A 22,526-nucleotide genomic window follows, 5' to 3' on the forward strand; every position below is an offset into this window, starting at 1 on the left:
CTGGTGGCTGCGGGCTTTTTCATTCGTTTATTTTACCAGCTTTTGATACTTAAGTCTTTTTTGACCTGAATCCTTACCTTCTGACTTCTGTTGGCAATGTTCCTTTCACTGCTAACTCCACTAATTGGGGAACCCAAGACGCTGTGGCTTCAGACATCAATTTTTTTGTTAAAAATGCAAAAGCTCGATTGCTGCGCTTAAGCCAAGACGATCACTGGTTGGGATGGACAGGAGGCATATTTTTGCTCGCAGGAATCGCAGCGATCGTCTTGAGAAATAATGAAACCTACAGCTTCGATGAAACTTTAAACACCTTGACTGTTAAACAGCGGGGTTTGTTGGCACGTAAAGTAATGGAATACTCTCTGTGCGATATTTATGGCGTGGAAGTCCATCAAACAAAAGATCTGGATAAAGACATTTGGCACGAAGTCAGACTGTTAGTTTGTGGAGGTTCTCGCATCTCCCTACCCCGCACTATGAGTCTCTACGAGCAAGAAAAAATCGCCAAAGCGATTAACAACTATCTGCACCAGCAAAATAACCAAAAATAGCCGATCGCGATCAACCCGATTTCTCAAGGTTGCGGACTTACGCAGAAACCGGGTATTTTACCAAAATCTCTCCTAGGGTGCGATCGCTTCCGTTATAAAAACCCGGTTTCTTTGTTATCGAGTGCGAAACTCGCGGGTGGAAACTCATTATCTAAAAAGTGAACAATCGTTCACTTCTTATGTTCTTTCAACTTCCAACCTGGTTTGACAACTTGCCGGGAACGGGCAATTACTAAACAATCATTCGGCACATCTTCTGTCACCACAGAACCCGCCGCTACAGTAACCTCTTCCCCCAAAGTTATCGGTGCAACCAGCACGCTGTTAGAACCCGTTTTACTCCGATCGCCTATTTGAGTTTTGTGCTTGTTTTTTCCGTCATAATTTGCCGTAATTGTCCCAGCACCGATGTTGACTTTTTCTCCCAAAGTCGCGTCGCCTAAATAAGACAAGTGAGCGACATTAGTTCGATCGCCGATTTGAGTATTTTTCAATTCTACAAAATTGCCGACGCGGCAGTTCGCCCCAATTTCTGCGTGTCCCCGCAAGTGGGCGTAAGGGCCAATTCGCGAATTTTCAGCAACGATACTGTCAGAAACCACCGAATAAAGCACAGTCACATTTTTCCCAATTTGACTGTTTTCGATCAAACTGCCGGGGCCGATGCGACTCCCAGAGGTGATCGAAGTATTTCCCCGCAAGTGAGTTTGCGGTTCAATTACCACATCCGGCTGTAACTCTACTGTATCGTCAATGGTGATGCTGTTGGGATCTAGCAGCGTCACTCCCGCCGTCATCCACTTGTCCTTTATCCGCGTTTGCAAAATATCGCAAGCTGTGGCTAAATGTTTGCGATCGTTAATTCCCAATATTTCTTGATAATCTTCTACATCCACCGCCATCACCGGGCTGAGGAAATTTACCGTATCAGTTAGGTAATATTCTTTTTGGTCATTATCTGCCTTCAATTCTGGCAAAATTTTCTCTAAATCCGGCCAATGAAAGCAGTAAACACCTGCATTAATGCGGTGATTTTGCTTTTGAGCTTGTGTGCAGTCGCGGTCTTCGACAATTTGTTGGACTAAGTTTTGGCTGTCGGTAAATACTCGGCCGTACCCTTGGGGATTCGGCAAATTAGCTGTCAATAAAGTAGCAGAGTTTTGGTGCTGTTTGTGAATTGCCATCAATTGTTTGATAGTTTCTGCCCTCAGCAAAGGTACATCCCCATTTAAGACCAGCAAGTCTCCTTGAAATCCCTCTAAGTGAGGCAGCAATTGTTGGATGGCATGACCTGTTCCCAATTGTTCAGTTTGTTCGACAAATTCTAGGGGAGGAGATTGAAGATTTTTCCCTGATATTTCTTGACCTCGAATCAGGGATTCTTTAACGAGTTCACCTCGATAACCGACGATGACAAGTCGCCTGGTAATTTGAATTTCTTGACAACTTTGGAGGACTCGCTCAACTAGCGATCGACCGCCTAATTCGTGTAGAACTTTGGGCAAGTCAGATTTCATGCGCGTGCCGCGTCCAGCAGCTAAAATTGCTATTGCTACCATTGTGCGATCGAGTTATTTGCTATAAAAACTTGAATATTGACTAACTGATGATATCACTCGCTGTCCGCCGATGGCACTGCGATCGCACAAATTTTTTCTCTAAAATTTCTCATCTCGCACCCGCGCGATCGAGGATTTTTCCAGGCGGATGCTGGTTGTAGGGGCGATGCTGGGAATATCTGGACTGGCGCGCCCGGTATCAAAAACCTGGTTGCAGCAGCAGTATTTGGCGGCTGAGCAAGACGACTTGCATTCCTCATTACAAACCTGAGTTCGTTTGGGAGTAAGGACTGCGAGTCTTTTCCCAAGGGCTGGGAGGAGGAGCGAGAGTGATAATTTGCGTCTTTGAGCTGGGATTTGCCACGATACATTATACTATTTGTTGAATTTCAGTGAGGGTGTTTTCAACTTTAAAAAAATTATTTCTGACTTTTTCATTAATTCTACCTTCTATAGCAACCGCGCCCGAAGGTTAAGACGTTCTTAATTGCTGAAACATGAGCTATCATATTGCTTCTGACTTCTCTGCTAAATAACTAAAGCCTTCTGACTTCTTCCATCCGTTATATCTGTTACGTAATCCGTTACCGAACTTCCTTCTGCCTTCTACCTTCTGCATTATCAGGTGTCTAGCTATGACAGAGCTTAATTTTCAGGAACTTGCCAAGCAGGGAAATCCGCAGGCGATCGCATCTTGGCTAAACAGCCAGTTGCAATCTGAAGGCATCACCGCCTCCGCGAATCTCGACGGCGAATGTTTGGATGTAATTCTTGAGACCGAGCAGGTACCCATAGAAAATACATTAGTTGATTTTGTCCGCACCGAGCTGACGAATTTGCAGCCGGATTCGATTCGTAAAGTGAAGGTTGAGGGCCGAGAAAGCGGTCAGATTGCTGCTGCTTGGAGTCAAGAGTTTAGTTTGGAGAACAGCAATTTTGAACCACAGAGCTTTGCGGGAGAATCTGTGCCAAATACTGCTGTTGCTAATATGGACGATCGCACAGAGATGGAGAGCAATATTGAGGAAGAGAAACCGCCGGAACTTGCTGCATTTGAGAACCGACTGCGATCGACTTTCATTGTAGTCGGGCTAGTAACGGGTATGTTGGCGATCGCCGTGGTGGCGTTTGTCGGTAAAATTTTGAACCAGCCAGCAGCAACTGCGGGGGAGAATCCCGATGAAACAGCAAATTTAGCAACTGCACCGGATACTTTTCGAGAAGCCGTTAACAGCGCACTCAAAGCAGCAGAATTAGGCCGAGCGGCAAAAACCAAGGAAGATTGGACTACAGTTACCGATCGTTGGCAAGAAGCGGTCTCATTAATGAGAAGAGTACCAGTCTCTAGCCCCAACCATCAACTAGCTCAAGCAAAAGTAATCGAGTATCAGAAATATCTGCTTTACGCTCAAGAAGCAGCAGTAACTCCCCCTCTGCCAACTCCAACTCCCGCACCAGCCGAAAAATCACCTGCGGAAAAAGCAACTCCGAAAAAATCCAATTCGGCCAAAGAAACTCCGGAAAAAGCAACTCCGAAAAAATCAAGTTATGAAAATAGAGCTTCAGAGAAATCTCCTTCCGACAAAGCACAACCCGAGAAAAAATCTACTTCTAGATAATGTTCAAATATAGATGGAAAAAATTATGACTGACAACACTTTAATCGTTTCTCCTGAATGGTTAGCCACCAATACCGAAAATCCGGAAGTTGTAATCATTGACTGTCGGTTTTCCCTGGCCGACCCTGAATTGGGACAAAAACAATATCAAGAAAGTCACATTCCCGGAGCTTTATATTTAGATTTAAATTGCGATCTCGCGAGTTCAGTGGGCAAACACGGCGGTAGACATCCCCTGCCAAATATTGAAGAATTAACTGATAAATTGAGCGCGCTCGGCATTAATTCACCAGAAACTTTAGTCGTCGCTTATGACGATTCACGGCTGGCTTTTGCCGCTCGTTTGTGGTGGCTGCTACGATATATGGGACACAGCAAAGTCGCTTTGTTAGACGGGGGTTTCAGCGGCTGGAAAGCGGCGGGCTATCCGGTAACAAATATTTTGCCAGAACCCCGGGAGGGTAAATTTGTGACCCACTTGCAGCAGGATTTGGCGGTAGATATTGAGGCGGTAAAAGAGCGTAAAGACTTGCCAGGAAATGTTTTGGTTGATTCGCGAGAAAGCGAGAGATATGAAGGTTTGCGGGAGCCGATCGACCCCATTGCAGGTCACATTCCGGGTGCGGTTAACTATCCTTGGCAAGGGGTGACGGATGAAACTGGAAAAGTGCGATCGGCATCCGAACAAAAACAGCGGTGGACGGAATTAGAAAAAGCCGAAGAAATTATTGTTTATTGCGGTTCCGGGGTGACGGCTTGCGTTAATTTACTGTCTTTAGAAATCGCCGGAATTCCCGATGCTAAACTTTATGTCGGTAGCTGGAGTGACTGGTGCTCTTATCAGTTGTAGCGTGCAGGAGCGAGATGATTGTTGACTGTTGACTGTGAGTTGTAGGGTAGCGGGCCTTGATGTCAATTTAACGTTCAACCCTCAGTCCGGAAGCTGTTGAAACAAGAGCCTCAAAGCGAAATTCCTCGCTATGAGGACTAATGAGTTCTTCAGTCCTCTTTGAGAGGACTTTAGCTATGAGACAGGGAATTCATTCCCTGGCGGACTGTTGGGTGAGCGGGAGGAATGGCCGACTAAAAGCTTAAATTGACACTAATAGTTAGCGGGTAATCACTTCGGTGCATCTCAATGCCGTCGTAGGGTGCGCTGCACCTTACGGCGAATTAAATAATACCCTAAAAATCAAAATAAATATAAGGCAAACCCCCTTCGGGAGCCAAAACCCAAACCGCATACAAACAAAGCGGTACTAACACCAATTTTAGCGGCCAATTTAACTCCAATTTCAAACCCCGACTCAACGCATAATTCCCCAGCATCGCCGCAGCCAAAGCCACCAACATCCAAGTTAAATGCACTCTTTCCAAACCCAAAGCTTCGCCATAAACTTTCTCAGCAAACTGCACGTCAGCAGTGTGTCCCCACAAATGCGAAATCGCCCATCCAGAATCCTTTAAATCAGGAAGGCGGAAAAATATCCAACTACCAAAAACCATCGCCTGAGTCAACAGCCAACCGATCGCAATACCGATCGGATTTTCCCACAAAAACTCGATCCGCAACCGTTTAAACAGCACATCAGTCAGCCTGTGAACCGCCAAAGCTAAACCGTGTAAACCCCCCCACACAATAAATCCCCAAGCTGCCCCGTGCCAAATTCCCGCAATTAACATGACGATCGACAAATTCAGACAAGTGCGCCACAAACCGACTCGCGAACCGCCCAAAGGAAAATATAAATAATTGCGTAGCCAATCGCCTAAAGTCATGTGCCAGCGCCGCCAAAAATCAGCTATGCTGGCACTAAAATAAGGAAAATCAAAATTTGGTGGTAAATACCAACCCAGCAGCAAAGCAGTACCGCGCGCCATGTCAACATAGCCACTAAAATCGAGATAAAGTTGCAGCCCGTAAGCAAAAATAGCCAGCCACAAATCCTCGCTACCCGCCCGCTGCAAGTTGGTAAAGCTTAAATCGACATAAATTCCCAAGTTATCTGCGAAAAGACCTTTTTTTACTGCACCAAAGGCGATCGTCCAAAGTCCCTCAGAAATGCGATCGGGCGTCGGAAATTGCTGGGTTTTCAGTTGATAGATCAAGTTGTGATACCGAGTAATCGGGCCGGAAATCAGTTTGGGAAAAAACAACTTGTAAGCAGCAAAGTGCAGCAGCGAAGTAGCAGCAGGCGCCCCTCGGTACACGTCAATTAAATAAGCTATGCACTCAAAGCAAAAGAAACTCAATCCCAAAGGTGCGATGACGTGACTTTTCACCCAGTCAGCCCCGTCGATAGCTAAAGGCCAATTGAACAAAGTGCCGATCGAACTCAATAAAAAAGGCACATACTTAAAGCCCAGAAGCAGCAACACATTCAGGCAGATGCCTATCCACAGCAGCAACAAACGGCGGCGGTTCCAAGATTCATTAGCAATCCGCCAATCTAGGGGTTCCCCAATCGCCATCGCCAAGCAGTAATTAAACAAAGCACCGACTAACAGCAGAGGAATGTACCAAATTTGCAGCGAAGCGTAAAAAATCAAACTGCCCGCCAACATGATGAAAAGCCGCCACCACCGCAGCGGAACCAACCAGTAAGCCGCGAACAAAACTAACAAAAACAGGGCATATTGAAGGGAGATGAAAGTCATACCATTTTAGATTTTAGATTTTAGATTTTAGATTGGGGAATTGGGAAGGGCTTATTTTGTATGGGTTTGGATTACGCACCTAAAGTTGCATTCTTTTTATTAATCGAGACTTTGCTAAGAACAAGATTTATCATGGATTTTAGGCGATCGCCGACACGAAAATAGGCCCTCGGTAAGTTCCTACTATATAGTCGGTCACTGAGAACTGCTACATTTTACAGCACAAAGGTTAAATTCTGTTGCAAATTAAATAAATCTTGCCTCCGATAAATTAATTCTCTTACGAACAATATAAAATGCGCTGAAAAAAATATAATTAGGTTCGCAGCATCGGACTTCAGTTCTCAAAAGCTACAAGGCCTGATATTGTTTCCCTTTGCATCGGCATAATATTTTTCACCGTGCAGTCCTAGCATCCCGCACAGAAAAAAAGTGATGTAACCCAAAATGTTTTGAATTCATCACGATGGCAGTTATTTGACAATTAGTCCGATCGCATTTCCACCCTTCCCAAACCTCAAATTCGGTCAGATCCGGTATCACAATGTCGATAAAAATTGCTTGCGGTTGCTCAAGGAGCAGTCGCACCCACCATCAGCGCCGTTGGCGACCTATATCGCAGTACAATGAATTGGTGGCAATTTTTTCAGCAAATACCGAAAAACTATCTTCATCCTCCCCAATCAAAACTTTGGCTGCTGAATCCGCCGCTGGCGATGCCCCGGAACCGCGCAAGCTACGAGAATTTGCGCTTGCTACCGATATTTCATCTCCCTTAGCAGGGGACATTTCCAAAGGGTTTTCTTCCTCTCCCGGATACAGAATCGGCAGTGTAACAAAAAAAGTCGAACCCACTCCGGGTGAACTTGTGATTTCAATGCTTCCTCCCAGAAATTCCGCCAGTTTTTTGCACAGAGACAATCCCAATCCCGTGCCTTTGACGCCATTCTGCAAGGGGTTTTCGAGTTGGACAAATTCTTCAAAAATCCGTCTTTGGTCGGCTGGGGGAATGCCGATGCCCGTATCTGCTACTGAAAAAGTAACTGTTCCCTCCTCTCCTATTTCCGCAGCAACTCGAACTTCACCTGCTTCGGTAAATTTGAGGGCATTAGAAATCAGATTTCGCAAAATCTGAGAAACTTTTCCCTCGTCGGTTGTAAGGATTGGAAGTTCGAGAGGATCTTCAAAAATTATAGAAACGGCAGAGTTTTGGGGAAGCAGGGGGCGCATCATTCCTCGCAGCGCGCTGAACAAATCTTCGACTTCAAAATCAGCCACGCGAACAGTTAGTTTTCCGGCTTCTACTTTGGCTAAATCTAACGAGTCGTTGACAAGTTCTGCGAGAGACTCGGCGGATTTGTAAATGTAATTTACTTGCTTGTCCTGTTCGGGGGAAAGTTCTCCGTCGAGGCGATGTAACAATATTTCCGAAAGGCTCATAATGGCCGTTAGCGGAGTGCGAAACTCGTGGCTCATATTAGAGAGAAAGCTGGTCTTGAGTTCGCTGGCGCGCCGGAGAGATTCGGCCTTGTCATTCAATTCAGCGTAAAGTGCCAGAACTCCGCGATTGGTATCTTCTAGTTGTTGATTTAATTGTACGAGTTCTTCTTGACGCTGGCGGAGTTCGTCTAAAGTGCGTAGTAATTCTTGATTTTGCTGCTGAATTTCGGCATAGGGATCTTCGGGAATTTGGCGCGCTAGTTTGTCAACTAATTGATTTAGTTCGATCGCACTCAGCGCGGGCATATGTTTGGAAAACTGTTTAATTAATTGTACAGCCGTTCCGCGATCGGGCGCAGAGTCGATTTTCACTTCGTCCATCAACCGTTTCGCTGCTGCTAAACCGAGTCCCGCGCCGGTTTGCGATCGAAAATTGGGGCTTAACACAGCCGGTAAATCAGCAATTCCCGGCCCCGTGTCGGAAATCCGAGTCCGAAAAATTTGGGGCGATTCCCCTTCCACAATGAATTCTACTTTGCCACCGCCGGCATATTTGAAAGCATTGCGGGCAATTTCGGAAACTGCTGTGGCGATGCGGGTTTGTACTTGGGAATCGAATCCCAGCCCTTTAGCAATTTGGCGAGCTCTTTGGCGTACTTGTACGATGTCTTGTTCAAAGCGGACTTCCGTCGTCAGGATTGGGTAACTCACGCTGCTTCTCTCATCTTGGCTACTATAACTGTCATGTCATCGCGAGTGCGTTTGAAATCCCGGTAGAGCACGGCTGCGATTAAAGCAGGATGTCTGGAGGCTAAACCCGGGTAGCGGTTTAAATTCCACTGCGCCGCCAAACCGTCGGAGTGCATGATGAGTAGGGACTGCTGCGACCAAGGATAAACAAATTCTGCTACTTTTCGCATCATATGTCCAACTGTGCCATTGTAGGAAACCATGGTGCGGCTTTGGTTATCTGTGACCACTACACCGCTGATGTTGCCAATTCCGGCAAAACAAATTGTTTGTTGGGTAGGATCTATTTGGGCGATCGCCGCAGCCGCTCCTCTGGTATTTTTTAAAGCAGCGTGCGCCTTCTCTAAAATTGGTTTCGGCCCGAGTTTGGCGTTTTCTTGAAATACGCGCACTGCTTCGCGAGATGCTTCCTCCGCCAAATCCCCGTAGCCGAGTCCGTCTGCAACTAAAATCAGGTTTTTGTCAAGGTGATTTTCTGTCGCCCACGAATCGCCGCAAATTTGCTCTCCTACTTTCGGCAAGTGGATGACTCCAAATTCCAAGTAATTGCTGTTTTGGAAGGCTTCCCGGCTATTTTGGGTCGGTTCCAGCCGCGCTAATAAGGCTGTCCCCAGTTTTGGTACAGAATGAATATCAAAAAAAGTAGAGAGGCGTTTAATTGCCCCCAGTCCTGTTCCAGGGCTTCCCGCTGTAGAAAAACCGTCCCGCAGACACAGCGCGACATTTGCCATGCCCTGCCCCCGGTCTAGCGCTACTATTTCAATGCTATATCCTGCCGTTGTTTTTAATGTTCGCAGCAAAAGTTCTCCTTCGCGGGCGTGCTTTACCACGTTTTTTGCTGCTTCGGTGGTAACAATTGCCACTTTACCGCGATCGGTCTCGTTAAATCCGACTTCGGTCGCGAGGGCGACTGCGATTCGGCGCGCTTCTCCTACTTGACTTTCTTCTGTGACGGGCAGGGCTACAGCATCTATCATTTGTTATCAGCTCTCATAATGAAATCCTCCATACGCCAACCTTCTCCGGGTATGGGGTGGCATTCCCAGAATCACTTCTTGGCTTTGCTGCTTGCTCTTTATACCAATTTAAAAAAAGAATGCAACTATACGCAAGCTCCAAACCCCGATAGTCATCACTCATTCCCAATGCTTTAATCTAAAATCTCAACTCTCAAATCGTATTACTTACTCACCGCCAGCGGACGATCGCAATTTTAGTCCCCTTACCCACTTTGGAAACAATCTCAAATTCGTGCATCAACCGTTTAGAACCACTGAGTCCCAAACCCAAACCGTGATTAGAAGTATAACCGTCAGTCATTGCCAATTCGATGTCTGGAATTCCCGGGCCTTTGTCTTCAAATATCAGCCTCAGCCCTTTGCGGGTGCCTAATTGGAGCGTTTCGAGAGTTACAGTTCCCCCTTTGCCGTAGTCTACAGTATTGCGGGCGAGTTCGCTGGCTGCGGTAACGATTTTTGTTTGGTCTAATAAACCGAATCCCATTGCTACAGCCCAAGTTCGCACTTGCTGTCGGACGTGGACTATATCGGATGACGATCGGATTTCTAGTGTCTCACGTTTTGACATGGCTGCTACTGTACCAAAATAGAACTTCTCCACAAAATATAGGACTTACCATCGTCAACTTAGTTTCTCCTAATAGGACTTACGCACTTACTACGATTTTCTCTCAATAGAGAACATAGTGAAGCAATCTCAAACCCTTGATTTAACTCTCTTGAGTGCGTAAGCCCTGTCCTCAGAAATCTTCAGTTTGTCAACAAGGTATCTCCAAACAAACTAGGTTTCTTTACTGCCTGTACCTCAGTCATGGGACAATGAATCGACTGCTTACCGTTGCTCGTCAGGAGAGAAACCCAAGGAGTTTCTCAACAAAATCATGCCTTTTTCAACGCTTAAAGCTGTGCGAACTCCTGTCAGGGAAAGCCCCAACTCAACGAGCGTAATCGCAACTGCTGGCTGCATCCCGACCACAACTGTTTCAGCATCTAAAATTCGCGACATACTAGCGATATTGTTGATAATGCGACCTATAAAGGAATCTACAATTTCCAGGGAAGATATTTCTATTAAAACACCTTTAACACCTGTTTTGACAATGCGGTTGGTCAGGTCGTCTTGCAGCGTCATCGCTAAGCGGTCGTGCATATCTACTTGAATAGTTACTAGCAGAAATTCTCCCATTTGAAGTATCGGTATACGTTCCACAAATTGACCTCTATTTTAATTTTCACTTAATTTTTTTAGGCAGATAGGCAATATTTTTTATCTTTCCTCTTGAATATTTCTTATAGTTAAACCTTGGCGCTGCAAAGCGACTTTAAAAGCATCTGCTAAAGTAGCTTTGGTGAGAATATCCTGCAAGTCAACTCCTAAATGAACTATAGTTTGAGCTATTTGCGGGCGAATGCCACTGATGATGCACTCAGTACCCATTAAACGGGCGGCAGCGACAGTTTTTAATAAATGTTGAGCAACTAAAGTGTCAACAGTCGGCACGCCTGTAATGTCTAAAATCGCAAATTCGGAACCGGTTTCCATGATTTCCTGCAACAGAGTTTCCATGACTATTTGAGTGCGGGCACTGTCGAGAGTCCCGATCATGGGTAAAGCGAGAATGCCTTGCCAAAGTTTGACTACAGGTGTTGACAATTCGAGCATTTCTTGCTGCTGGCGTTCAATGACTTCTTCGCGAGCTTTGAGAAAAATTTCTGTCACCCAAAGGCCAAGCTGGTCTAGTAAACTGGTGGAAAGCCAAAGTTGTTCGACAAGTGCGTCGCGGTTTTCTGTTAGTTCATGACAAAGCCGATCGAACAATGGCTTTTTGAAGCATAAAATGAAACTCGCTATCTCTGAGGGAGTAAAGCCTCTCTGAACGCGCGATCGCGAAACTTCTGCTAGCAGCACCCGCATATTTTCCCATTCGGGTGTCTGGATGTCGCTAAAGTTACCGTGGCCGACTGCAATGTGGAGCAATTGCAGGAACTCTTGACACTCGGAGCGCAATTCTTTGGCTCTCATCAAGTCGTCCCGCCGCAGCCCGGTATTTTGCAGTTCTTTGAGCCAGTCTGCTAGTAACTCTGCTTTGTGTCTTTGTATGATTTCCGCGATCGTGTTATTGCTTATGAGTTCCATTAAAATTATCTCCTGCTTAGCAATTGGGATGAAGTTGTACGAGTGATCGCACAAAGCGTGTTTTTTGATGGGGCAACTTCTGAGTTTAGCTCACTGTTTGCTGTTTGTGATCGAGGGTTAAGTACCTAATTGTAAAATGCGTTTGACGATCGCACTGGTAGAACTCGGAACTTCTATTTCGATTAAGGAAATCTTGCCACCTCCGGCGATAACGGCCGGTGCTTCCGGCAGAGTTTCGACTTGATAGTCGCCTCCTTTAACGTATATATCAGGCTTCAGGATATTTATCAGTTTAGTTGCTGTAATCTCGGAAAAAATTACTACGGCGTCTACTGGTTTGATGGCGGCTAACACTTCGGCTCGCTGATTTTCCGGTACGATCGGGCGGGGTGGCAATCCCGGCTGCTGCGGTTTGATAGCTTGCACGCTGGCGTCGCTATTCAAGCCCACCACGAGCGATCGCCCCAAATTTTTTGCCGCCTGCAAATAGCGGACGTGACCGCAGTGCAGGATATCGAAGCACCCGTTAGTAAACACGAGCGGACGCCACTTGTCCGGATCATCGGATGCGAGCAATCTTTCAAGTTCTTTCAACGTGTAAACATTAGAAATCATTGCAGTCATTACCACCAAATTTGAACAGCGAGCAAAATTATCCTACCAATAAATGTGAATCTTTGCACTTTTACTATTGAATAATAAATCCTTCAACCAGGGCAATAATTAATAGTTGCAGATCGGTAAATAATCATTAGTAATCTGTGACTTTTAAGCAATAAGGGATAAGTAAATTTACCGACGACGCAGGTGATACGGTCAACAGAATTCCCCAGTAAAAAGCCGCTAGTCGTGTATTTGTGACTTACGTATCGTGCTGTTGGTAATTGGAGGTTAAAAAGGTTGGTAAACAATTATTTATTCCCGCCCTCTCTTATATCAATTACTATAAGACAAGGGATTTAGTTCGACGGTCTCGGGCAGGCGATCGGGGAGTGAGAGCCCTAGGGGGTGAAACCCAACAAAAGCGCTCCTCCTGTGTCTATTATTTCTGACACCGCCGCGGGAGCGAAAGCTAGTTAAAATCTGGAACCCAAGCGTACAGAACTCATCTTTACGCTGGATTCGTCAGACTATAGAAGAAGCCAGCAGTTGCTTGCTGTAGTTTGTGGGCGCTATCTTGACCAAGCTTTACAGCCACCCCAGAAGCGCACAGCCTCCTGTGCCCTGTATATAGCTGTGCAGAAACTCGACCTTTTGGGTCGCAACTGCAGTCTGTGAAAACCCAGAGGAAAGTCGAGTTCGGTACCCGAAGCAGCTATTTTGGTGGAAAATAGCTTAACTCGTTCAACAAAATCCACTCAACTACCCCCTTTAATCTAACGGTGTAGAATTATCTAACACGAATTATGAAAGCAAGTAATAGCCGTCAATTTTCTTCAGTAGCTGCTCGAACTCTAAAAGTAGTAGGGATTATCTTGATTCTCTCTGCTTTGCTTGACTGCATTGTTCTGTCGCTGCCGGGAGAAACTTCAGACCTTCTCAATCGAGGCTGGCAGTTGACTGCTGCAACTCAGATAGTTGACAAGGGCATTATTCCTTTGATAGGTATCGCCCTCCTGATGACTGGCTTTTGGGTGGACAGCAGCAGTGGAGTCTCTATTGAGCGACGCAAGGTTTGGCTGGACTTGCGATTCTGGGCGCTGTTGATTTCCAGCTTGTTAGGTCTAGTTTACCTATCTCTGGTTCCCGTTCACCTCAACAATACTCGTTTGGAACTCAAGGATGCTCTGGCTCAAGTAGATCAAGAAGCCGGACAAGCGGAAGGTCAACTTGAGGCACAACTTAAAAGCCCTCAATTTAAAGCTCAGGTAGAACAGCTCAAAAGCCAGCGTCGCACCCAGATAGCCGCGCTGCTGGAAGACAACGGGAAGCTGCAACAAGCACTCAAGAGTCCAGATGTTCCCAAGGAATTGAAAGCTGTGCTTGAGCAGTCGAAAAATGACCCGAAAGCCCTCGACAAGTTCCTGGAACAGCAAGCTCAATCACTTCCCACCCAAGCTCGCAACGAGATTCGCACCCGCAAGCAACAAAAAGAGAAAGAGTTAAGAACTCGATCGAGAAATTCGAGTTTGCAGACGGGAATCACCAGTTTGCTGTTAGCGATCGGCTACATTACTGTTGGTTGGACGGGATTGAGAAGTATGGGAATTATGCGGTTCGGCCGCCGCAAAAATTGACCGGCGCTGGCAGGGATCGCGCTGGTCGAGACATCCCTGAGAAATAGTTTGTTTACCCAATAGTTTGCCCTTACTGAAAGCTGGGAATGTTCTCAATTTATATTCTGACTTACAACGAAGAGATTGATATCGCCGCTTGCATTGAATCGGCACTGCTTTGTGACGATATCATTGTAGTTGATTCTTTCAGCACCGATCGCACCCTTGAGATTGTTCAGAACTATGCCGTGCAAACAGTGCAGCACCGCTTTGAAACTCACGGACGCCAGCGGACTTGGATGCTCCAAGAAGTCCCCTGCAAGTACGAATGGGTTTACATCCTCGAAGCAGACGAGCGGATGACGCCTGCACTGTTTGCTGAATGCTTAAAGGCGATCGAAAGTCAAGAATATATCGGCTATTACGTAGCTGAAAAAGTAATATTTATGGAGCGCTGGATTCGCCGCAGCACTCAATATCCCCGTTATCAAATGCGTCTCTTTCGCAAAGACCGAGTGTGGTTTACTGACTACGGTCACACTGAACGGGAAGTCTGCAACGGGCCTACTCACTTTTTGAAGGAAACTTACCCTCACTATACTTGCAGCAAAGGTCTTTCCCGCTGGATTGAAAAGCACAACCGCTACTCGACTGACGAGGCGGCTGAAACTCTCCGTCAATTAGAAGCAGGCCAAGTAAATTGGTGGGATTTATTGTTTGGCGCGTCGGAGGTGGAAAGGCGCCGCGCTTTGAAAGATTTTTCTTTGCGCTTGCCTTTGCGGCCTGTGGTGCGCTTTTTCTATATGTATATTTTACTGGGCGGATTTCTTGACGGCCAAGCGGGATTGGCTTGGTGCACGCTGCAAGCTTTTTATGAATATCTAATTTTGCTGAAAGTTTGGGAAATGAAGCATCTACCACTGCCAACTTTAGAGGCAGTGGCCGAACCATCTATTTCGGAAGTAGTAACAGTTGAGCCGTCAAAAGTTTCTTATAATCTTGGCGCTTCCGATACTCGAAATTAAAAATTGAGAAGTAAAAATTGGGCATTAAAAATTGGCATTGCTAATTAATACAACTTAAAAACGAACATGATTTACGCACTTCCCTGGATGACAACCCCGTCATAACATAGATATAATCAAGAACATAGCCCTGATACACATCAGAAAAAAGGGTAGTTTATTGCGCCTAATTATCATTAATTCGGCTTGGCACAATTGGAGGATGATTGTTGCGGGGAGTATGGGTTAAGCGTTTCGCCTGCTGTGAAAATACACGCCTTCGGGAGTATGGACACGCCTACAAAAAAATCAAAATCCTCCCGCTATTATGCCACGTTCCGCCCTCAGTAGGTCTTTTGACGGGTTTGTCACCCCGTCGAGATATTCACTACAACAACAAAACAAAAAAAAACCGATTTCTTGGAGAAACCGGGTTTCTGAATACCCTCAAATTTTTAGGTTTAATCAAGTTTTGATTCTTCTTAACTCAAAACTCTCACGACTCATATCAAATCCGTTAGCATCGGAATAGTAAATTCGAGTTGACTGTTGACGGTTCACGGCGTCAACAGTCAACAGTCAACCGTCAACATCATTCCGGTGTAACCGGAAATGATATCACAGCTTAAAACTCTTGAGATTTGGCCGTTGTTTTTGCCCGATCGAGCTTTAAAATCAACACCCCCAAAGGTGGCAAACACAAGTCGATCGAATAAGCACTGTTGTGGAACCACCACTCCTCAGTCCACTTGCCCCCCAAATTCCCCATATTGCTGCCGCCGTATTCCCGAGCGTCGCTGTTAAACAACTCCGTATAGAAACCTGGTTCCGGCACTCCTACGCGATAGTGAGAGTGGGGCTGCGGCGTAAAATTGCATACCGTCACCACAAACTCGTCGCCATCCTTCTCTCGGCGCACAAAGGCCACGACACTGTGCCGGTTGTCGGTGCAATCAATCCACTCAAACCCATCCTCAGCAAAATCTTGACTGTAAAGTGCCTTTTCGCTGCGGTACAAATTGTTCAAATCCTTAAAAAACAGCTTCAACTTTTGGTGCGGATCGAATTGCAGCAACTGCCACTGCAAATCCCCCCAAACGTTCCACTCGTGCCACTGGCCGAACTCCATGCCCATAAAGATCGTTTTCTTTCCGGGATGAGCAAACATAAAAGTAAACAAACAGCGCACGTTTGCAAACTTTTGCCATTCGTCCCCTGGCATTTTCCCGATAATGTGAGCCTTGCCGTGGACTACCTCATCGTGGGACAAAGCCAGCATGAAATTCTCGCTGTGGTTGTACCACATACTGAAAGTTATGTTGTTCTGGTGGAACTGGCGGAACCACGGGTCCATGTGGAAATAGTCGAGCATATCGTGCATCCAACCCATGTTCCACTTCAGGTTGAAGCCCAAACCGCCTACATAGGTCGGCCAAGATACCATCGGCCAAGAGGTAGATTCTTCGGCGATCGACAGCGCACCTGGGAAATAGCTAAAAATGACGTGATTCGCCTGACGCAGAAAATCCGCCGCCTCAATATTTTCACGCCCTCCGTATTGGTTGGTCAGCCATTCTCCGGGTTCGCGGCAGTAATCCAAATAAAGCATCGAGGCTACGGCATCTACGCGAATCCCGTCGATGTGGTACTTGTCAAACCAAAACAGAGCGTTTGATACTAGGAAATTCCGCACTTCGTTGCGGCCGTAGTTAAATACTAGGGTTCCCCACTCTTTGTGCTCGCCCTTGCGGGGGTCGGCGTGTTCGTACAAGTGAGTTCCGTCAAAGAAAGCCAAACCGTGGCCGTCTTTGGGGAAATGTCCCGGTACCCAGTCCACCAGTACGCCAATGCCGTTGGCGTGGCACTGGTCAACAAAATACATGAAATCTTCAGGTGTGCCGTAGCGGGAAGTTGGGGCGAAATAACCGGTGACTTGATAGCCCCAAGAACCGTCGAAAGGATGTTCGGCGATCGGCAGCATTTCGATGTGAGTGAATCCCAAATCTTTGACGTAGGGTATCAGCCGATCGGCCAATTCCCGGTAAGTCAGAAAGCGAGCCCCGGGATTCAGTTCCGAAACTTGCACGGCGGGTTGTATTTCCCCATTTGGTAGCACGGCGGGTTCGTCAGTAGCGGCGTGCAGCCAAGAACCGATGTGGCATTCGTAAACCGAAACCGGCTGCGTCAGTTGGTCTGTGTGCCGCCGCTTTTCGATCCAAGCGCTGTCGTTCCAAGTGTAGGTGTTTAAGTCGGTGACAATTGATGCTGTTTTCGGCCGCACTTCTTGCTGGAAACCGTAAGGATCGGACTTTTCGTAGGGATGTCCGTCTTGGTTTTTCACTTCGTATTTGTAGGAAGTTCCCACGGATAGTCCCGGAATAAATAATTCCCAGATGCCGTTTTGGGATTTCCGCATTTGATGTTTGCGGCCGTCCCAATAGTTGAAATCTCCTAAAACTGATACATTTCGGGCATTCGGGGCCCAAACGGCAAAATATACTCCTGTGATGCCGTCTACTTCGGTGAGGTGTGCCCCCAGTTTTTCGTAAATCCGGTGGTGGTTGCCTTCTGAGAATAAGTGAATGTCAAATTCTGTGAGTTTGGGCGATCGAAAGGCGTAGGGGTCGTAGATAAAGCGATCGTGTTCTCCTTCTTTGACCCGCAGTTGATAGTTTGCTAGTTCTGGGGTTTCGATCGTACATTCAAAAAAGTGAGGGTGATGCTCTGATTTCATCGGGTATTCGGCCCTGGCCTCCGGCACAACTACCGATACCGAATCCGCATTCGGCAGATAAGCTCGGACGACCCAGACTTTTTTGCCATTTTCTTCGATCGCGTGAGGGCCTAGCACTTCAAATGGATCGTGGTGCTGATTCCAAACAATGCGGTCAATCTGTTCAAAGGGGACGGTCGCGGGCATAAAACTACTTACCTCAATCTTTTAACTAAATGGCTTTCAAAACTTAGAGCGGCGCTGCACTTTACATTTCGATACATTTTTGATCGCTGATCCTACCACTGATTAGCACGATCTTGCCTGCTGCTCCAGCGCGCGCCCTGGGACACACAGCAGGCTGTTGCCTTGCCGGCGGCCGAGCTGGGGTTTTATTGGTAACATCTAAGTATAGAAATATTAAAACAAATTGAAAAATTTATCTTATTTCCCAAATTTCCTTGACTTTTTATTTAAAATGTGATATGAAAATTTTTCCAACTATTGTCTATTTGCCACTGCAGGAGAGTCAACACTCTAAGTGTTGGAGAGCAGTTAATAGTTTACCGGGAATTTTCAGGCAGGGACGATCGCCCGATCGGTAGAATGTCACCTCCCGGAGACTGGGTTTCCCCACAAAGTCGGTGAATTTTGGCAATACGCTCAAACAGCGAAGGATGCTCAACTCGGTATTGAGGAATCCAAGCTAAAGGACTCAGCATGGCGACAGCAGCAAGCAATATCTGCCATGCTCAAGGCATCGCCTAGCAAACTAGCACCATCCTACCAGCGACGGTGCAATAGGTTTAAAGCAGCACTCAGGCGCCATTGGAGCGAGTTTTGCCGAGGCCGGGTTAATACCGAACTGGGGCGGCGCCCATTGAATCACTAAACTGGCTCTAAACAGACGGGTCGATTTGCTTGCCCGCACCGGCGCGAAACTCTTAGTAAACAAATCGAGTAGCCATGCCGATGCTGTCATCGAGCAAGTCTTCGACGAGCATCCAAGGCTCAGATAGCTTTCCTCTCGTCTGCGAGCCACAGTGGCGCGGAAAGAAAGCGAGACTCGATCGAGTGCAAAATTTGCCTCAAGTCTGCGATCGCCTCCGGTTGACCTTCGAGTTGAGGCAGAAGCACTGGCACTGTCCTCAAACTTCCCGTCAGAGGCTTGAATTTCAAAACCTGCATCCCGGGAGTCAAATTTTCCACTTGAAAGCTAATGCCCTTGTAATCCAGCGCTAAGCGGACTTTGCGGCACTAAGGGGACGTACTGAAACTTTAGTAAAAGCATCAGACTAAAACTAACACCCAACTTGAGGCCTAGACCTCTGAGATGAAAAAATGCGAGGAGCGAACGATTTTTCACCTGGAGGCTAGGCTCGTTGGGCAAACACTCTCGGATCGCCCTAGTTAGGGAGACTTTTTAGGAGAAGGAGAAGCTGTTCCACCAGCCCCAGCTCCACCAGTCCCAGCTCCACCACTAGGAGTGGACTTTGGAGATGGAGAAGATGTAGGAGAAGTAGTAGTGCCAGCGCCGCCAGTGCCGCCAGCGCCGCCAGTGCCGCCCGGAGAGGGGGTAGAGTTAGTGTTGCTGCCCTCTCCGCCGCAGGCGCCGAGGGCTACTGCCAAGCCCACTACCAAAGTCAAACGAATTAATCCCTTGTTCATAAAAACTCCTTAAGACTGAAAACCCATCGCAAGGAAGGGAATAGTGTACTTCAGAAACAATGCTGGCACGAATAGCTCAACGATTCGCTCGTTGATTACAATACTGCATTTATTCATAAATTTCACATAGATTATCGCTAACCAGCAAAGATTTCTTTTTTTTTGGCAAATCCTGAAGTCAAAGAGACCAGTGGTAGGATGGGTTGGTTGGCTTGTGAGGTATCTTTGGTAAGGATAACCGATCGCACCCAGATTGCCACAACTGGCGCTCTGGAGACAAAAAATTCTTAACCTCAATCAAGCTGAAGCTACCCCACTTTACGTATTGGTGAACTCTATGACCGCTGCTATCAGATCCCCGGATTCTCCACGCTCCCGATCGACCCGCAAGCCCTCTGCTGGCCCAGCCAAAAGCAAAGTTACTTCTATTGCCCGGGCTAGGCGGGCGAAGACAGGGCCGGTATTGCCCAACTACTCGCCAGCAGACGAACAGGCTCAGGTTCGGCAGTCCGCATCGGTGCTGAAAGTCATGCCAGCTCGCCAGCAGCAGCCAGTGTGGTTGCGATCGCTCCTGCAGGCACAGCGCGCCTCCTCAGTGGCAGCACTTATGCTTTTGGGCGGTGCTCTGAGTCTCTACGGCTTGACAGTTTACGGCGAGCAGCGCTGGAGCCAGGAGTATCAAAAGCTGGAAACTCTGCGCCTCCGGGAACAGCAATTGAGTGCTTCTAGTGAAGTCTTGAAACACCAACTTGCTAAAGAAGCCCAAAATCCCGAAACCGGTTTGGCTCCGCAGAATCCTGGGAACACGATTTTCTTGCAGCCGGCCCCTGAAACTCGATCGCCCGTTGCGGCACCAAATTCTGAGCCCGCTCTCAAGAAGGGAGGCGGTGTGGAAACACCGCTGGGCTATTAAACCTGTGTCAAAGCGTAGAGCGCCCGAGGGCCTGAGTGTCCGAGGGCCTGAAAATTCGAGGATCTAATTTCCTTTTTGACTTTTTTGCAAGTCGCGCTCGATTTTCTCCTTCCCACCGGAAATTACAAATTAAAAATAATTAACACCACTTCAAAAAACAGAATGCAACTGTAGGTTTGATCCAAACCCTGATAGGGACTGCTCATTCCCAAGTCGTTAATTTTATATTTTAAAATAAAATTATAAATTCTAAAACGCTCTAACTTGCTATTGAATTTTTAATGCCATGAGCTACGACCCCCGTTTTGACCGCTACAGATCGCCGAATTTTCAACGCCCAAAACAGTCGGGCGATCGCACTGGGTGGGAAAAACCAGCCAAACCTAGATCTTCGGGGAGTTTGGGCCGATCGCCACAACAGACGGCTGCATCTTGGGGACGGCCGGTGGAGCGTTTAAAGCGCAGCAAGTTCCGTTTGTGGGCCGTGTGGGCGGTGTTGATGCTGGGGGGGCTGGGGCTGGCTGTGAATTTGTTTTATTTGCAGGTGACGCGAGCTCCGGCGCTGCGTAAACAGGCCGAGCAGCAGCAAACTCTCAAAACGAAGCCGTTTGTACCGAGACGCCCGATTGTTGACCGCGCAGGGAATGTTTTGGCGATCGACAGAGAGGTGTACACGCTCTACGCTCACCCGAAGTTGTTTAACCACTCGAAGGCGGAAATTGCTGCTAAATTGGCTCCGATGCTGGCGCTGGAACTGAGTCCGGGTACTACGTCGGAAACTGAACTGATACGCAGGTTTAATCTTGCTGAAAGCGGTATTACTATTGCGGAGTCTCTGCCTCAAGAGGTTGCCGATCGCGTCGCTGGGATGCAAATTAAAGATAGTCTGGTGGATGGCTTGGAGTTGTTGCGGCAGCAGCAGCGTTTTTACCCGCAGCAGGAGTTGGCGGCGGATATCCTCGGTTATGTGGACGGGGAACGGAAGGGACAAGCTGGGGTGGAATACAGCCAGCAGAATTTGTTGGAACGATCGATGCCGTCGATTCAGTTTAGCAGGTCGAGCAATGGGAGTTGGGTTCCCGATCGGCTGACGGCGGGATTTGTGCAGCTTGATGACTTGAAATTGCAATTGACGATCGACACTCGCTTGCAGCGGGCTGCCCGAACTGCGCTTAAGGAAAAAATGAAGGAACACGATGCGAAGCGGGGCACGGTGATTGTGATGGATGCCCGTAACGGGGAATTGCTGTCAGTTGTAGCGGAACCTTCTTATGACCCGAATCAATATTTTAATTTCGATTTGTCGCGCTATAAAAATTGGGCTGTAACTGATGTTTATGAGCCTGGTTCGACTTTTAAAGCGATTAATGTGGCGATCGCTCTGGAAGCGGGTGCGGTCAAACCTAATAGTGTGTTTAAGGACCAAGGTCGGATTTTCATGGATGGCTGGACTATCCAAAATTCCGATTACAAAGTGGTAGGGGCGCGCGGCCCTTCGACTGTTACTGAGATTTTGAAACATTCTAGCAATGTGGGGATGGTGCACGTAATGAGAAGTATGAAGGCTTCTCTTTACTATCAAGCTTTAGAAAAACTCGGACTGGGACAAACAGCGGGAACTGATTTGCCTTTTGAAGTAACCAGTCAGCTTAAAAGTCGAGAGCAATTTATTAACTCTCCGGTGGAAGTTGCTACTACGGCTTTTGGGCAAGGTTTTTCGATTACTCCGATGCAGTTGGTGCAGCTTAACGGCGCTTTGGCTAACGGTGGCAAGTTGGTGACTCCTCACGTTGTGCGGGGACTTTTTGATAGGGACGGTGAAGCTTATTGGAAGCTTCCGAGGCCGGTTCCGAAGCAGGTTTTTTCGCCGGAAACTACTAAGCAGGTGTTAGAAATGATGGAAACTGTGGTTGATGGTGGTACGGGGAAAGCTGCACAAATTCCTGGGTATCGGATTGCTGGAAAAACGGGTACGGCTCAAAAAGCTAATGCTGGTGGGGGTTATTCTGACAAGGCGATTATTACTAGCTTTGTGGGGATAATGCCTGTGGAGGCTCCTCGGTATGTTGTTTTGGCGGTGATTGATGAGCCTAAGGAGGGTTCTTCGGGGGGTACGGTGGCGGCGCCGATTGTGGAGTCGGTGATGGAGTCGCTCATTTCTATTGAGAAGATTGCGCCGAGTAAGAAGTAGTTGATTATATCTGATATCATGTCCGGGTGCTTACCCATAATTAAGCAGCAACTGGAACTTGAGGCCACCAGTGAAAGTTTGTTAA

20 protein-coding genes are annotated in these 22,526 nt (G+C 47.2%); 7 read left to right on the top strand and 13 right to left on the bottom strand.

Going from position 1 to position 22,526, the window contains the following annotated elements:
• Positions 1-143: 143 nt before the first annotated feature.
• Positions 144-554, top strand: a complete 411-nt coding sequence (locus tag QUB33_RS24690; RefSeq protein ID WP_333355630.1) for a hypothetical protein — start codon at positions 144-146, stop codon at positions 552-554.
• Between the two features lie 170 nt (positions 555-724).
• Here the strand turns inward: QUB33_RS24690 and glmU are convergent, their stop codons facing one another.
• Both glmU and QUB33_RS24700 read right to left on the bottom strand, forming a co-directional pair.
• Positions 725-2,113: a bifunctional UDP-N-acetylglucosamine diphosphorylase/glucosamine-1-phosphate N-acetyltransferase GlmU gene (glmU, locus tag QUB33_RS24695; protein ID WP_333355633.1), complete on the bottom strand. Its 1,389-nt coding sequence runs from the start codon at positions 2,111-2,113 to the stop codon at positions 725-727.
• Positions 2,114-2,166: 53 nt separating this feature from the next.
• Entirely contained in the window at positions 2,167-2,373 is a 207-nt protein-coding gene (locus QUB33_RS24700) for a hypothetical protein (protein WP_333355636.1), read from the bottom strand.
• 375 nt (positions 2,374-2,748) lie between these two features.
• Between QUB33_RS24700 and QUB33_RS24705 the strand changes: the two genes are divergently transcribed.
• Together QUB33_RS24705 and QUB33_RS24710 are read left to right on the top strand one after the other, a co-directional pair.
• A complete protein-coding gene (locus QUB33_RS24705) occupies positions 2,749-3,732 on the top strand; it encodes a hypothetical protein (protein ID WP_333355639.1) in 984 nt (327 codons plus the stop codon).
• Positions 3,733-3,757: 25 nt separating this feature from the next.
• Complete coding sequence (locus tag QUB33_RS24710) at positions 3,758-4,582, top strand: sulfurtransferase (protein WP_333355643.1); 825 nt, start codon at positions 3,758-3,760, stop codon at positions 4,580-4,582.
• Between the two features lie 335 nt (positions 4,583-4,917).
• Here the strand turns inward: QUB33_RS24710 and QUB33_RS24715 are convergent, their stop codons facing one another.
• From QUB33_RS24715 to QUB33_RS24745, 7 genes are all read right to left on the bottom strand, one after another.
• Complete coding sequence (locus tag QUB33_RS24715) at positions 4,918-6,390, bottom strand: MBOAT family protein (protein ID WP_333355646.1); 1,473 nt, start codon at positions 6,388-6,390, stop codon at positions 4,918-4,920.
• A 594-nt stretch (positions 6,391-6,984) separates the two neighbouring features.
• The gene (locus tag QUB33_RS24720) at positions 6,985-8,541 is read right to left on the bottom strand and encodes an ATP-binding protein (RefSeq protein WP_333355649.1); all 1,557 of its coding nucleotides are present in this window, start codon (positions 8,539-8,541) and stop codon (positions 6,985-6,987) included.
• Complete coding sequence (locus QUB33_RS24725; RefSeq protein WP_333355653.1) at positions 8,538-9,557, bottom strand: ATP-binding SpoIIE family protein phosphatase; 1,020 nt, start codon at positions 9,555-9,557, stop codon at positions 8,538-8,540. Before QUB33_RS24725 ends, QUB33_RS24720 begins: the two co-directional genes overlap by 4 nt.
• A 211-nt stretch (positions 9,558-9,768) precedes the next feature.
• The gene (locus QUB33_RS24730; RefSeq protein ID WP_333161485.1) at positions 9,769-10,167 is read right to left on the bottom strand and encodes an anti-sigma regulatory factor; all 399 of its coding nucleotides are present in this window, start codon (positions 10,165-10,167) and stop codon (positions 9,769-9,771) included.
• A gap of 264 nt (positions 10,168-10,431) precedes the next feature.
• Positions 10,432-10,809, bottom strand: coding sequence for an STAS domain-containing protein (locus QUB33_RS24735; RefSeq protein WP_333355656.1), 378 nt, complete (start codon positions 10,807-10,809; stop codon positions 10,432-10,434).
• Between the two features lie 57 nt (positions 10,810-10,866).
• A complete protein-coding gene (locus QUB33_RS24740; protein ID WP_190733979.1) occupies positions 10,867-11,736 on the bottom strand; it encodes an STAS domain-containing protein in 870 nt (289 codons plus the stop codon).
• Between the two features lie 117 nt (positions 11,737-11,853).
• The gene (locus tag QUB33_RS24745) at positions 11,854-12,351 is read right to left on the bottom strand and encodes an adenylyltransferase/cytidyltransferase family protein (RefSeq protein ID WP_445299557.1); all 498 of its coding nucleotides are present in this window, start codon (positions 12,349-12,351) and stop codon (positions 11,854-11,856) included.
• Between the two features lie 791 nt (positions 12,352-13,142).
• Between QUB33_RS24745 and hpsJ-B the strand changes: the two genes are divergently transcribed.
• Both hpsJ-B and QUB33_RS24755 read left to right on the top strand, forming a co-directional pair.
• Positions 13,143-13,973 carry a hormogonium polysaccharide biosynthesis protein HpsJ gene (hpsJ-B, locus tag QUB33_RS24750; RefSeq protein ID WP_333355663.1) on the top strand — a complete coding sequence of 277 codons (831 nt, stop codon included), beginning with the start codon at positions 13,143-13,145 and terminating at the stop codon, positions 13,971-13,973.
• Positions 13,974-14,059: 86 nt separating this feature from the next.
• Positions 14,060-14,977, top strand: coding sequence for a glycosyltransferase family 2 protein (locus QUB33_RS24755; RefSeq protein WP_333355666.1), 918 nt, complete (start codon positions 14,060-14,062; stop codon positions 14,975-14,977).
• Between the two features lie 604 nt (positions 14,978-15,581).
• Here the strand turns inward: QUB33_RS24755 and glgB are convergent.
• From glgB to QUB33_RS24775, 4 genes are all read right to left on the bottom strand, one after another.
• A complete protein-coding gene (glgB, locus tag QUB33_RS24760; protein ID WP_333355669.1) occupies positions 15,582-17,876 on the bottom strand; it encodes a 1,4-alpha-glucan branching enzyme in 2,295 nt (764 codons plus the stop codon).
• A gap of 356 nt (positions 17,877-18,232) precedes the next feature.
• A complete protein-coding gene (locus QUB33_RS24765) occupies positions 18,233-18,391 on the bottom strand; it encodes a hypothetical protein (RefSeq protein WP_333355672.1) in 159 nt (52 codons plus the stop codon).
• Positions 18,392-18,680: 289 nt separating this feature from the next.
• Positions 18,681-18,878: a hypothetical protein gene (locus QUB33_RS24770; RefSeq protein WP_333355675.1), complete on the bottom strand. Its 198-nt coding sequence runs from the start codon at positions 18,876-18,878 to the stop codon at positions 18,681-18,683.
• Positions 18,879-19,079: 201 nt separating this feature from the next.
• Entirely contained in the window at positions 19,080-19,337 is a 258-nt protein-coding gene (locus QUB33_RS24775; protein ID WP_333355678.1) for a serine protease, read from the bottom strand.
• 337 nt (positions 19,338-19,674) lie between these two features.
• Between QUB33_RS24775 and QUB33_RS24780 the strand changes: the two genes are divergently transcribed.
• On the top strand, positions 19,675-20,250 hold the full coding sequence (locus QUB33_RS24780) for a hypothetical protein (protein WP_333355681.1): 576 nt from the start codon (positions 19,675-19,677) through the stop codon (positions 20,248-20,250).
• A 286-nt stretch (positions 20,251-20,536) separates the two neighbouring features.
• On the top strand, positions 20,537-22,441 hold the full coding sequence (locus QUB33_RS24785; RefSeq protein WP_333355684.1) for a penicillin-binding protein 2: 1,905 nt from the start codon (positions 20,537-20,539) through the stop codon (positions 22,439-22,441).
• Positions 22,442-22,526: the final 85 nt, after the last annotated feature.

Source organism: Microcoleus sp. B3-A4, from assembly GCF_036705385.1.
In the GTDB taxonomy this organism is placed as follows: domain Bacteria; phylum Cyanobacteriota; class Cyanobacteriia; order Cyanobacteriales; family Microcoleaceae; genus Microcoleus.

Bases quoted from the DNA above. Each gene is read 5' to 3' on its own strand.
- glmU (WP_333355633.1), bottom strand. From the start codon at position 2,113: ATGGTAGCAATAGCAATTTTAGCTGCTGGACGCGGCACGCGCATGAAA.
- QUB33_RS24700 (WP_333355636.1), bottom strand. From the start codon at position 2,373: ATGAGGAATGCAAGTCGTCTTGCTCAGCCGCCAAATACTGCTGCTGCA.
- QUB33_RS24705 (WP_333355639.1), top strand. From the start codon at position 2,749: ATGACAGAGCTTAATTTTCAGGAACTTGCCAAGCAGGGAAATCCGCAG.
- QUB33_RS24710 (WP_333355643.1), top strand. From the start codon at position 3,758: ATGACTGACAACACTTTAATCGTTTCTCCTGAATGGTTAGCCACCAAT.
- QUB33_RS24715 (WP_333355646.1), bottom strand. From the start codon at position 6,390: ATGACTTTCATCTCCCTTCAATATGCCCTGTTTTTGTTAGTTTTGTTC.
- QUB33_RS24725 (WP_333355653.1), bottom strand. From the start codon at position 9,557: ATGATAGATGCTGTAGCCCTGCCCGTCACAGAAGAAAGTCAAGTAGGA.
- QUB33_RS24730 (WP_333161485.1), bottom strand. From the start codon at position 10,167: ATGTCAAAACGTGAGACACTAGAAATCCGATCGTCATCCGATATAGTC.
- QUB33_RS24740 (WP_190733979.1), bottom strand. From the start codon at position 11,736: ATGGAACTCATAAGCAATAACACGATCGCGGAAATCATACAAAGACAC.
- QUB33_RS24745 (WP_445299557.1), bottom strand. From the start codon at position 12,351: ATGATTTCTAATGTTTACACGTTGAAAGAACTTGAAAGATTGCTCGCA.
- hpsJ-B (WP_333355663.1), top strand. From the start codon at position 13,143: ATGAAAGCAAGTAATAGCCGTCAATTTTCTTCAGTAGCTGCTCGAACT.
- QUB33_RS24755 (WP_333355666.1), top strand. From the start codon at position 14,060: ATGTTCTCAATTTATATTCTGACTTACAACGAAGAGATTGATATCGCC.
- glgB (WP_333355669.1), bottom strand. From the start codon at position 17,876: ATGCCCGCGACCGTCCCCTTTGAACAGATTGACCGCATTGTTTGGAAT.
- QUB33_RS24765 (WP_333355672.1), bottom strand. From the start codon at position 18,391: ATGCTGAGTCCTTTAGCTTGGATTCCTCAATACCGAGTTGAGCATCCT.
- QUB33_RS24775 (WP_333355678.1), bottom strand. From the start codon at position 19,337: ATGAACAAGGGATTAATTCGTTTGACTTTGGTAGTGGGCTTGGCAGTA.
- QUB33_RS24780 (WP_333355681.1), top strand. From the start codon at position 19,675: ATGACCGCTGCTATCAGATCCCCGGATTCTCCACGCTCCCGATCGACC.
- QUB33_RS24785 (WP_333355684.1), top strand. From the start codon at position 20,537: ATGAGCTACGACCCCCGTTTTGACCGCTACAGATCGCCGAATTTTCAA.